Origin of the sequence: Arthrobacter sp. MSA 4-2 (assembly GCF_016405885.1) — a bacterium.
Lineage (GTDB): Bacteria > Actinomycetota > Actinomycetes > Actinomycetales > Micrococcaceae > Arthrobacter_D.
Genome location: NZ_JAEKGC010000015.1, coordinates 58,888 through 69,581, shown reverse-complemented (window position 1 = coordinate 69,581; position 10,694 = coordinate 58,888). Strand labels below are relative to the sequence as shown.

The 10,694-nt window shown below is 64.6% G+C and carries 11 protein-coding genes; 2 read left to right on the top strand and 9 right to left on the bottom strand.

Annotated elements, in window-relative coordinates:
• The 3 genes from I6N91_RS15545 to I6N91_RS15535 form a co-directional block, all read right to left on the bottom strand.
• On the bottom strand, positions 1 to 1,211 hold a 1,211-nt coding region (locus tag I6N91_RS15545), incomplete at its 3' end, for a DUF222 domain-containing protein (RefSeq protein WP_198814054.1).
• 262 nt (positions 1,212 to 1,473) lie between these two features.
• Complete coding sequence (locus I6N91_RS15540; RefSeq protein WP_198814052.1) at positions 1,474 to 1,665, bottom strand: hypothetical protein; 192 nt, start codon at positions 1,663 to 1,665, stop codon at positions 1,474 to 1,476.
• Positions 1,666 to 1,675: 10 nt separating this feature from the next.
• On the bottom strand, positions 1,676 to 1,861 hold the full coding sequence (locus I6N91_RS15535; protein WP_198814050.1) for a hypothetical protein: 186 nt from the start codon (positions 1,859 to 1,861) through the stop codon (positions 1,676 to 1,678).
• A gap of 260 nt (positions 1,862 to 2,121) precedes the next feature.
• Between I6N91_RS15535 and I6N91_RS15530 the strand changes: the two genes are divergently transcribed.
• Both I6N91_RS15530 and I6N91_RS15525 read left to right on the top strand, forming a co-directional pair.
• Complete coding sequence (locus I6N91_RS15530) at positions 2,122 to 3,039, top strand: ribonuclease Z (protein ID WP_198814049.1); 918 nt, start codon at positions 2,122 to 2,124, stop codon at positions 3,037 to 3,039.
• 416 nt (positions 3,040 to 3,455) lie between these two features.
• Positions 3,456 to 4,370 carry a glycoside hydrolase family 16 protein gene (locus tag I6N91_RS15525; RefSeq protein WP_307843387.1) on the top strand — a complete coding sequence of 305 codons (915 nt, stop codon included), beginning with the start codon at positions 3,456 to 3,458 and terminating at the stop codon, positions 4,368 to 4,370.
• A 153-nt stretch (positions 4,371 to 4,523) separates the two neighbouring features.
• On the opposite strand, the gene I6N91_RS15520 is transcribed toward I6N91_RS15525, so the two are convergent.
• From I6N91_RS15520 to I6N91_RS15495, 6 genes are all read right to left on the bottom strand, one after another.
• The gene (locus I6N91_RS15520) at positions 4,524 to 6,632 is read right to left on the bottom strand and encodes a glycosyltransferase (protein ID WP_198814047.1); all 2,109 of its coding nucleotides are present in this window, start codon (positions 6,630 to 6,632) and stop codon (positions 4,524 to 4,526) included.
• A gap of 189 nt (positions 6,633 to 6,821) precedes the next feature.
• Positions 6,822 to 7,808, bottom strand: coding sequence for a glycosyltransferase family 2 protein (locus I6N91_RS15515; RefSeq protein WP_198814045.1), 987 nt, complete (start codon positions 7,806 to 7,808; stop codon positions 6,822 to 6,824).
• Between the two features lie 516 nt (positions 7,809 to 8,324).
• Positions 8,325 to 8,681 carry a cupin domain-containing protein gene (locus tag I6N91_RS15510; RefSeq protein WP_198814043.1) on the bottom strand — a complete coding sequence of 119 codons (357 nt, stop codon included), beginning with the start codon at positions 8,679 to 8,681 and terminating at the stop codon, positions 8,325 to 8,327.
• Positions 8,678 to 8,968: a DUF4287 domain-containing protein gene (locus I6N91_RS15505; RefSeq protein WP_198814041.1), complete on the bottom strand. Its 291-nt coding sequence runs from the start codon at positions 8,966 to 8,968 to the stop codon at positions 8,678 to 8,680. The genes I6N91_RS15510 and I6N91_RS15505 overlap by 4 nt, the downstream gene beginning before the upstream one ends.
• Positions 8,969 to 9,224: 256 nt before the next feature.
• The gene (locus I6N91_RS15500) at positions 9,225 to 10,070 is read right to left on the bottom strand and encodes an aldo/keto reductase (RefSeq protein WP_198814039.1); all 846 of its coding nucleotides are present in this window, start codon (positions 10,068 to 10,070) and stop codon (positions 9,225 to 9,227) included.
• Between the two features lie 9 nt (positions 10,071 to 10,079).
• On the bottom strand, positions 10,080 to 10,625 hold the full coding sequence (locus I6N91_RS15495) for a hypothetical protein (protein WP_198814037.1): 546 nt from the start codon (positions 10,623 to 10,625) through the stop codon (positions 10,080 to 10,082).
• Positions 10,626 to 10,694: the final 69 nt, after the last annotated feature.

Below are 10,694 nucleotides of genomic sequence, written 5' to 3'. Positions count from 1 at the left end.
TGGTCGAGTTGACCGGTCAGGGTCCGGTAGTCGATGGTGACCATGACCTGGGGGCGGTGTCCGCCGGCGGCGGGCAGGCCGTCCCCGGCCAGGGCGATCCGGCAGGCACCCACCAGGCCCTCCAAAAGTTGCTGCGCCCGGGTGGGCCGCTCCCTGTGGGCGTCGGGTGGGTCCTCCCCGGATGCCGGGTCCGCGCCCCCGTCCGTGCGGCCCCGGCCTTCTGTGCGCTGGTCTTCTCTGTCCTGGCCTTCCGTGTCCTGGCCGTTGGCCGCGGGGTCCTGCACCGCCTGGTCCCCGCCGGAGGCACCGGCGTCCCCGTCGAGGCCTCCGTCGGGGCTGGGGAGGCGGGGGTTGGTGGCGGTGTTCATCACCGTGGCGAGGTGTTCGAACTGCTCGTCCGTGGCCCCGATCTCCAAGAAGTGCAGCCCGTTGCGGCGCCCGCGCAGGAACACGCCCTGGCGGGCCCGCAGCAGCTTCTCGGAGGGTTCGTGTCCGTCCTGATCCAGGACGCTCTCCCACCGCCGGGCCACCGCGCGCAGGATGTCCTCATCGCTTTGCACCGCCTGCTCGGTGAGGTGGCGCCCCATCGCGTCGAGGCCCGGCGACCCGGCAACGGGCCTCATCCTTTCGATGGCATCGCGGATCAGGGACGCGGCCCGCCCGCTGACCCGTCCGGCGCCGCAGGCCGCGCCGAGGACCTCCAGCGGCGCCGGCGCCTCCAGCCCGCCGGCGGGCACCGGCGGCAGGATGGCCGCGGCCAGGCGCAGCCGCCGATTCGCCTCACTGCGGCTGATCCGCAGCCGGCCCCGCAGGTACTCCGCGGTATCGCGGAACTCCGACCGGGCACCGCCGGCATCATCCGGCCCCGCCCCGGGAGCGGCCCGGTGCCCTTCGCCGGGGACAATCCAGTGCCCTTCACCGGGAGCGGGCCGGTGGTCTTCTCCAAGGTGGGCCAGGCGGTGCTGGTCGGCGGCGTGGGCGCCCAGGACCTGCAGGTGGTCCACGATCCGGGAGAGCTCCTCAATGCGGGCCACCGTGTCGGCGACCTCCCGGCGCCCCAGCAGCAGGAACCGTCCGGAGAAATCGGCGGCAAATGCCGTGAGTCCGGCATGCACATCGAAGAGAAACTCCCCGGCGCCCGAGGGAAACTCCCCGGTGCCGGAGAAGAAATCTCCGGTGCCCGCATGCTCCTCGATCGGTGCCGTTGCCATACCCCCATTCTATCGAACTGGTGTTCTATTTCCGCCCGAAAAGGGTCATTGTGGAGGAACAGTGGGGCCCGAAGATATCCACAGCCATAAGAGCCAAAAATTGCACCGCCGAGAGGATGTGAAGCCCGGTGAGCGCGGACCAGTCAGAAGCCCTGGCGTCGAGCACCAGGTGTCCTGAACCCCAGGCAAGGCTTGAAGAAATCTCAGACCGGGAGCGAACCGAGGACCAACCACCACCCTGCTGTCATGACGTCCGCACTCCCTAACGCTCATTCGTGCGACGCCGGCGGTCGGCACGCCACTTCACACTGCCTCCGGCCAGGAGCAGGGCGCCGCCCACAAGGAAAACGACTGCGACCTGCGACGTGCCCGGAAGGGCCAGCCACCACGAACCGATAAGCATGAGGATGAGCCCATTGGCCATCAGCCACGGACCGGCGTTATCGACCCTCACGTGGTCGCCCTCAGCCGCTCGCCAGCATCAGAAAAGGGGAAACGAACAACCCTGCCCCGAGAATAGTGATGGTTATCCGAAGCGTTCGCTCCTGAGCGATCGGATCCCCCTTCTCCCTGAAATTGCGAGCGGCCCATAAGGCGTTGATCATCATCGCCGCTAGACCCATGAATGCCAGCGCGAATGGGACAACCATTGAGCTCCTTCCGGGGATAAGGGAGGCGCAATACGTGCGGTACGGTTCACGGTACGCCCGGTAAATCCCTCCTGCACCCGCAATTCCATAGAATTTCCTAATACGGGTAAGGGGTGACCCATTGTGGGTAGGCCTACTGGCATTTCGGGCGCCGGGCCATCCAGCTGCTGGCAGTGAACGCAATTATGCCAAGCGGCATCAGGCGGGGTCCGCGAGGGACGGCGTCGCAGCGTCTGCCTGCACGGTGGCAAACTGAAGCGATGCGTGAGCTCGTCATTCTCGGCACCGCCTCCCAAGTGCCCACCCGGACCCGCAACCACAACGGCTACTTGCTGCGGTGGGAGCGCGAAGGGTTCCTGTTCGATCCGGGCGAGGGGACGCAGCGCCAAATGATCCGGGCGGGCGTATCAGCGAGCCGCATCACGCGGATCTGCCTCACGCATGTCCACGGTGACCATTGCTTCGGACTGCCGGGCGTCCTCTCGCGCATGGTGCTCGACGGCGTGGCCCACCCGGTCCACCTTCACTACCCAGCATCCGGGGAGAACGTCGTCCGGGCTCTCGTCGCGCTGGCCACACCGGGCCTCGATCTCCGGCTCCACCCTCACGGCGCTCAGGGTGCGGTTGCGGAGGGCCTCGAGGTGCGGCCCCTGCTGCACCGCATCGAGGCCTATGGCTACCGGCTCACCGAGCCCGACGGCCGCACCCTCCTGCCCGATAGGCTCGCCGCGGCCGGCATTGCCGGGCCCGACGTCGGGGAGCTTCAGCGCAGGGGAAGCCTTCGCGGGGTCCAACTAGAGGATGTCAGCGTGCACCGGCCGGGCCGGCGCTTCGCCTTCGTGATGGACACCGCGCCGTGCGGCGGTGCCGACGAGCTTGCGGAAGGGGTGGACCTGCTGGTGTCGGAGTCGACCTTCAGCGATGACGATGCCGCCCTGGCACTGCAGTACCGGCACCTCACGGCGGGGCAGGCCGGCGCCCTGGCCGGCAAGGCGGGTGCGGGAACGCTGGTGCTGACCCACTTTTCGTCCCGCTACGATGACGCCGGCGTCCTGGCTGCGGAGGCACAGGACACTGCAGGAGCTGCAACGGTCATTGCCGCCAACGACCTCGACCGGATTCCGTTTCCCCCGCGGCGCAGCCCGGAACCCGGCGGCCTGGCCGATATCCGCGGCTGATCCCTGAGGGAGGAATCCTTTGGCGGTGGCCCGGCTGCGGCCAAGGGATCCGACCTGGTCCTTTTCCGAGATACCCCGCCAAGGTCGTTGAGCGGCTGAGCTGTGCGGGCTCCTTCAACCGAGTAGGCTCGAATTTTTTCCAGTACCGGCCGCTACTGTTCCGCTTCGGTCCACTTCGGTAAATTACTACCATCAGGCCGTAGCACTTCGGCCTGGATGCCTCTGCCACGAGGAGCATGACGATGTTCCCCGGGGCAGGAAGAGCTCGGGTGGCGCGGGGCGTGCAACACCTGTTGGACGCTCCGCTTCCGCATGATGAGGGAGTCCCTCCGAGCGACTGGATAATACTAATCGTTTCAGATTCGAAGAGATGACCTCCTTTTCGGAGCGGCACCTTGAAGAGGATTGGACATCACGTGCGGGCCCGCATCGTCATCTTGATAATCGTTCTGTTCACAGCCACCTACGCCCTGGTCGGTTTCGTCTCGGATTCACTGCCGGGCCGAAGCTCTAACGAGGAAGCAAGGGACCGCCCAAGCGCGGCTTCGAATTCGTTGGAACCAACCGCAGACAGCCTCGACGACATCTCTGCTGCCACGCCGGCCATGCCGGTCGGAGATCTGCCGGGCTGGAGGCAGGTTTTCACCGAAGACTTTACCGACGGAGATGTCCCCATCGGCGAATTTCCCGGTTGGATCTACAGCGCACGGTGGAGCGCGAATTACCGCGATGGCACACCGGACACGGCTGCTCAGACTCTCGAGACAATGTCTGGCTATTACCCCTCGAAGGTCCTCAGTGTTCATGACGGTCTCTTGGACATGTATCTTCACACTGAGAATGGGATTTCGATGGGTGCCGCGCCATCTCCTCGATTTGAGAAGGGTGGTGAGCGGCCCTACAACAGCCAAACCTACGGCCGGTACTCCGTGCGTTTCAAGGCCGACGCATTGAAGGGATTCAAATTAGCGTGGCTGTTGTGGCCCGATAGTAAGCAGTGGCCGGAGGACGGCGAAATAGACTTTCCGGAAGGGGATCTGTCAAAAACCATCTACGCTGCCCTGCACGGGCCTGGTGATGAGGTCACCATGCTCGACCAGTTCCGTACCAAGTCCACCTTCACGTCCTGGCATACAGCCACCACCGAGTGGAGCCCCGACCGCGTGAAATTCTTTCTCGACGGAAAGTTGATCGGCACCAGCACGTCGGCGATACCTGACACCCCGATGCACTACATCCTGCAGACCGAGTCCTGCCTGACGACCTGTCCTCATCCGGACACCCGCGGCCATGTCTACGTCGACTGGGTGGCGATCTGGGCCAAGGACTAGGTGTCTTCCGATTGCTCACGCGTGGGACACCGTATGCCTCCGGCGACCTGTCCATCGCAATATTCGCCTTGCCTTGGAACTGCACGCATCGAGGGGGGCGTAGGCTGCGGCCCGCGGCCGCAGCCCTCAACTTTTTTTGACGTCGTTGCGTTCTCAACCCGTTCGCGCCCCGAAGGCTGTATCGAGGTCTTCTGGGGGGCCCAAACCTCCCCCTCCCGTCCCGTTCCCCAGACGCCGCAGACGCAACGCGGCAACAACTGCAGCCGACATTTGGGCTAGGAGCCATAGCGCGGCCAGCCCGGGTAAAGCGGAACTTTCGGCTGCGGCTGCCGCCGGCACCAGCCCGACGACGGCCGCCAGGACTGCAACCGCGGTGGCTTCCGCGAAACGGCCATACACCCGGCACACGGCGTAATAGACCTGGGTCACACAGCTCAGAACTACCGCCGGGACCAGGAACGGCAGCAGCACCCATTGCGGGACATATTGTGGGCCGAGCACCTGCAGGACTGAGGGGCCCACCGCCAGTAGAATTGCCCCGGCTGCAAAGGTGAGCAACAGGCTGATTCTCAGTGCTCGATTGATCAACAAATCGACTGGACCCAACTCGGCAAGTTTCGCCTGAAGCGAATAACCGGCGGATTGAGGGACGAAAAACACCGCCGACGTCAGCATCCAGACCACGTACCAGGTCGCAGCGGCCGAGGTGCTGAGTGTCGCGGCGACGATCAGGGGCAGGAGATAGGCGGGCGCGCGGTCGGCGAGCACAAGGGGATAATTTCGTAATGCCGTGCTCAACAGGTACGACACTTCATGGAGCCTGGCGCCGGCCCTCCACTGGGGGCCGAGACCGGCATGATGGATTTGGCGCATGCCGAGTCCCACACTGGCGCCCGCTCCGAGGGCGACGGCGCCCACGACTGCGATGACACTGCGGTACCCCGCCGTCAGGCAGACGATGAGAACCGTGAGCTGGATGAAAGCCTGCAGCACGCTGCGCACCAACACCAGGTCGGCACGCGACATCGCCACACTGATGTGATCAAGCTGGTACGCGGTACTGGCAAAGAAGGCGGCAGCCAGGAACGCCGCCGTGACCGCTGGATCGTCCCAGGCCTGACCGACGCCGGGACCGAGGGCACGCGTAATAATGAGCAGCGCTGCAGCAACAATGATGGACGCAAGTCCCACTGTGAGCAGTCCTGTGGCGATGAGCCGGCGCCGCCGGTCGTTCTGGGCAGGCAGCAGCGTTAGCGTGGCCGGACCAACTCCAAGCATCCCGATCTGTACCGTCAACAGTGCCGACGCCACTACCGCTGACCCCAGACCAAGCTGAGGTGGAGCCAACAGCATTGCGGCGAGGCCCCAGAAGAGAAGTCCCGCGGCCATGGGCGCGACTCTGGCTGCGGTCAACCACACTGCATTGCCGCCGAGGGAAAGACCGCCGTCGGCCGGACGGAGAAGTTCCTTGAACAAGGCGCGATAGTTATAGAAGAAGAATGCTGCCCAATAAGGCAGATAGCGGGGAGCTCCCAGCAGCGCCAGCCCTGCACCACGTCCGGTCGCGAGGAGCGGTGAAGCAACCAGCCAACCAGCCCAGCGCGGGTGCTTTCGAATGTTAAGAGCCAGTCCAGCGCCATCTTGAAGCCACTGGTCACGGGCAAAAGCGAAGTTGTCACGAAAGCGGTGTCTCACGAAGGTGGTGGTGGACACGCCCAACTGCCGTCCGGCTTCCCGAAGCCGCAACCGCAGATCTATGTCTTCCCCGGAGGCGAACTCCTCGTCAAAGCCTGCTTCCAACAGCACATCGCGTCTCAGGAGCGTGGCGCAGACACCGAACCGCAAGCGGGCCCGGCTGCGGTTGTGGTGCCATGCCAGCGCCTCCCCCCAGTACCCGGCCCCATCGGACTCGCTCACCAGGCCCGACTGGAGCCCGTCATAGCCGCCCTGCTCAAATTCAGCGACCAGGTGTTTCAGAGAGTCCTTCGGCAGCACTACGTCAGAGTCGATCAGTGCCACAACCGGGCACGCTGCGTTGTGGACCCCCAGCATTCTCGCAGCCGACAAGCCGCGTCCCTCATCGGAGAGGACCAGTGCGCCATGGGAACGCGCAATCTTCACCGTTGAGTCTTCGGAACACCCATCGATGACGATCACTTCCCGCGGCCGCTGGTTCCGCACCGATTCCAGACATTCGGGCAACCACCGGGCGGCGTTACGTGCGGGGATCACCACCGAGACATCAAGCGCATCCGGCTCCAAGGCCCCAACCTCCTCAAGGTGAGCCTGCGCTGCTCGGGAGACCAGCACCGGGCGGAAAAGCTGTCCGCGGAGAACGGACAATTACAGGATGCACGGTGATCACCGTTCTGGCTATCGAAGGAGTCAGTCCGCCTAGGGTCAGCGGCTTTCGGGTTCCTTCGCAGAGTTGCGGGTAAACTGTCGGCCCGCCTACTGCACTGCTCGCCACGGTTGGGCAGGGTGGCGTGGACGCCTCCTTGACACATGCACGAGCCGGCGGCCCCAGAGATAGCCCGCCGTCGAGGTGACCAACACCGTCAGGACGGCCCCTGCGCGCCCGAGCCCGGCGGATTTCCCATGCCGACCCCAGTCGTACAAACCAGCGAGAAAAGCACGGAGCAGGACAGTTCGAACGTACCGGCGTTCGGGTCCCAGTGCCCGCTTGTAGCCGACCACATGACTGACCCGCGCCTTGGAAACGCCCTCGGACCAGGACCTGGCGAGCACGTAGCGGAAAGTCCCCCTGTTCGCGGGCACATGATGGCGCACCACGGCTGCAGGCTCGTAGACAATCCGGGAACCAGGCGCCCCCACTACGGACCGTATGCAGATTTCAGTTTCCTCACAGCCCGAGGGGACAGATCCTTGCCGGCCCAGGTAAAGATTGAACCCGCCCACCTGGCGAATGACACTGAGGCGGAAGGACATGTTGGCGCCGATGACATTACGGACCTCGCAGGCGACCCGTGGCATACCCCGGTGGCTGCATCCCACGATCCAGTCGAGTTCCTGGCCGAAGAAACCAGGACGTCCTACCTCCCAGAGCGGATCCACTCTTCCGCCGACCGCCAGCACGTCAGGGTCGTCATACAGGGCCGTGAGGCGTTCGAGCCAATCCGGCGCGGCTTCGGCATCGTCATCAATGAAGGCGACGATGCCGGAGTCGACCGCGTCCAGCGCGGTGTTGCGCGCCCCGGAGAGTCCGCGCGGACGGGTATTCCTCAGGACCGTGACGTCATCGGCGGTGCCGGCGAGCCGCCCGTAGAGCTCCTCGTTGTGGTCGATGACCACAATGACTTCTTTTGGGGGACAAGTTTGGGCGCGAATCGACTCGAGGAGTTTAAGCAGCCAGTCCCAACGCTCCGTTGTGTAGGCGCAGATGACCACTGTCACGGTGGGGAGAGGGAGGTCGGGCATCTCAGCCCGCCCTCATGAGGCGTTCACGGACCATCGTCCCCGGCGTCCGCCCGTTCCGGACCCTCCGAAGATTCACCGCTCCGGAACATGCCGGCGCTACCGACCGGGCAGTTATTGAAACCGGGAGCTGGACTGAAACAGGCACATGCCTCACCACTTGCCTCATTGCTGTATGCAAGTCCGGCGAATGTAAACGCCACCCGCCAGGAACACCATGTTGGCGCTCATACGGTCGTCGGGTCCCCGGCCCAGCAACTCGGGAGCCACGACAAAGCCGTACTTTTGAAGGTTAAGCCCCCCGCTCATGGCGGTCTAGGACAACCTGTTGCCGAACGAAAAAGGAGCTGATGTCCCCCAGCCCGGGCCTGACGGACAAGGAATGCATCCCGGATGCTCAGCCGTCATGCTGCTGTGCTTCCGCCTGCTGTGCTTCCGCCTGCTGCGTGGAGGCCTCTGCGCTGCAGCCGCCCCGTCACATGCCGAACTCAACATGCGGGCGCACGGCGGGTGAACGCTCTAGGTTGTACCGGGTGCGGTGGTCACGAACTCCTGGATGATCTTGGGAGAGGCGTGAATGCAGATCATTTCGAGGTTTCCGGTACCGCTGCTTCGGAAGCGGTGGTGTGCGCGCGGGTGGACCGTCACAATCGCGCCGGCGCCCGCGCGGAGCTCTTCGCCGTCGGACTCGATGACTGCCTCCCCCTGCAGCACCACCCAAGTCTCGGTGTAGGGGTGCCAGTGGGTTTCCGGCCCTCCGCCGGGCGGAGTGTCCACCCAGAAGAACGAGACGCCGGCGCCGTGGTCGGCCCCAACGAACAACGCCGTCCCGTCGGTGTTCTGGCGCAGCTGCTCGCGGTCGGTAACCGTGGTCATGAGGGTTTGTTCTCCTTTCCATCGAGCCACAGGGTTTCGGACTCGTCCCTGTGCGTCCCGCTCGTTCCCACGTACTTTTTGTCGATTCCGGGACCCTTCTTGATGACGTGGACGAGCGCCATGCCGTGGCCCCGCCCGAGCCCGTAGTCGGCCTTCAGCCATTCGAGGATCTCGCCGGCATTACCGTTCTGCTCGTCGAACCCCTTGCTGTTCGCGATGTCCAGCAGTTGGCGGGGCGTAAGCCCAGTCTTGTCTTCGATGGTGTCGAGATACGCCTGGAATGACATGCCGTGGTCCTTGCTTCTTTCTCTAGGCTGATGGGGTCCGCTGCGAAGGTTCTGCCTTCCTTCAACTGCTCGTGCCGCACCACTTCGCCGGCGCTGCCCGTAGAGGAAGGGTGCGCCCGGGAGACGTACCTGTCAATGCCATTCCGGGACCTCCGGCCGGCCGGAGCCCTGCTCCGTCGCACCTCGGCGGGGATCGGTGAACACCAAAGCGATCCTGATCCGGCAGGACCACGAACGGGTGCCCCAGACCTCGCGATCAGCTGACGCGGACCGACCCCAACCGCACGGTCATGCCGGGGTCGCGGTGGTCGAAGAACACGGACGCCCCGGTGTCCAGAGCCGCGATGTGGGCCATTTCGTCCTCGGTGAGGGTGAAACCGAGGACGTCAAAGTTCTGGGCGATCCGGTCCGGGTTTACCGACTTGGGAATGACGACGACGTCGCGCTGGATCAGCCACCGGAGCACGATCTGGGCCACGGAGACGCCGTGCGCTTCCGCGACCGGGGTGAGGGCGGGGTGGGTGAACAACTCGTTTCGGCCCTCGGCGAAGGGGCCCCACGACATGAGCTGAACTCCGTGTTCCTTCATGAGGCGCTGGTCCTCGGTGCGCTGATAGAAGGGGTGAGTCTCGATCTGATTGACCGCGGGGGTCACCTCGTTGTTGATAATGAGGTCGACGAGGCGGTCCGCGTGGAAGTTGGAGACGCCGATCGCCCGGGCGCGGCCCTCCTTGTAGAGACCCTGCATGGCACGCCATTCACTGTAGTAGTCGCCGTAGGGCTGGTGGATGAGGTAGAGATCGACGTAGTCCAGCCCGAGACGCTCGAGGGATGTGTTGAACGCGTCGATGGTGTGCTGCTCCCCCGCGTCCTGCACCCAGAGCTTGGTGGTGACGAACAGCTCCTCCCGTGGGAGGCCGCTCCCAGCGAGGGCCCGGCCAACGGCCTCCTCGTTGCCGTAGGCCGCGGCGGTGTCGATCAGGCGGTACCCAACCGACAGCGCATCCGCGGCCGCTTTTTCGGTCTGGTCCGCCGGGATCTGGTACACGCCGAAACCGAGGATCGGCATGTCGACGCCGTTATTGAGGGTGACGGTCTGCATCTGATTGTCCTAACGGGAGTCGTGATGAGCGGTTTCCTCCAGGAAGCGGCCCTGCCGCCGGAAATCCCGGATCAAGAGATAGACGAACACGCCAAGGAAAATACCCATCGGGATGGCATAACACCACACCCGGCGGGCAGGACCGAAAAAGGTCACGGCAGTCGGAAGATACAAGAGAATGGTGGCGTTGCTCTCCCGTAGTTGCACGGCGACTGCCCGGGCTACGCCCAAGCGTTTGGGGTCGACCGGATCCTTGCCTGCAATCTGGCGGAGCAATAGTTTTCGATCCGGCTTGTTCAGCGCGATCAGGACTTCGCCCCAGCCCAGGTCGACCCTTGGCTTCATCCGCTTGGCCTGATAGATCCACCCTCCGATCCAGCAGCCCACAATCATCACGCTGACAGCGACGAAGATGTGCAGGTCCCACCGGCTTCGACCGTCATCGAACAGCAGGTACGAGCCGGCGGTCCCGAGGGCCAGGGTGAGCGGTATGCCGATCAACAGGTACCGGGTGTAGTAGATCCGGAGGGCCTCCCCGATGCCGTTGTCCCTCACGGGGGCGGATCTCCGCTCGGCCGCCACCCATTGGCTCGGCCGCTCTGCCCCCTCGCGCACGCTACCCGC

What these genes read in the sequence shown, in the direction of transcription:
- I6N91_RS15535 (WP_198814050.1), bottom strand. Translation starts at nt 1,861, where the DNA reads ATGGTTGTCCCATTCGCGCTGGCATTCATGGGTCTAGCGGCGATGATG.
- I6N91_RS15530 (WP_198814049.1), top strand. Translation starts at nt 2,122, where the DNA reads ATGCGTGAGCTCGTCATTCTCGGCACCGCCTCCCAAGTGCCCACCCGG.
- I6N91_RS15515 (WP_198814045.1), bottom strand. Translation starts at nt 7,808, where the DNA reads ATGCCCGACCTCCCTCTCCCCACCGTGACAGTGGTCATCTGCGCCTAC.
- I6N91_RS15510 (WP_198814043.1), bottom strand. Translation starts at nt 8,681, where the DNA reads ATGACCACGGTTACCGACCGCGAGCAGCTGCGCCAGAACACCGACGGG.
- I6N91_RS15505 (WP_198814041.1), bottom strand. Translation starts at nt 8,968, where the DNA reads ATGTCATTCCAGGCGTATCTCGACACCATCGAAGACAAGACTGGGCTT.
- I6N91_RS15500 (WP_198814039.1), bottom strand. Translation starts at nt 10,070, where the DNA reads ATGCAGACCGTCACCCTCAATAACGGCGTCGACATGCCGATCCTCGGT.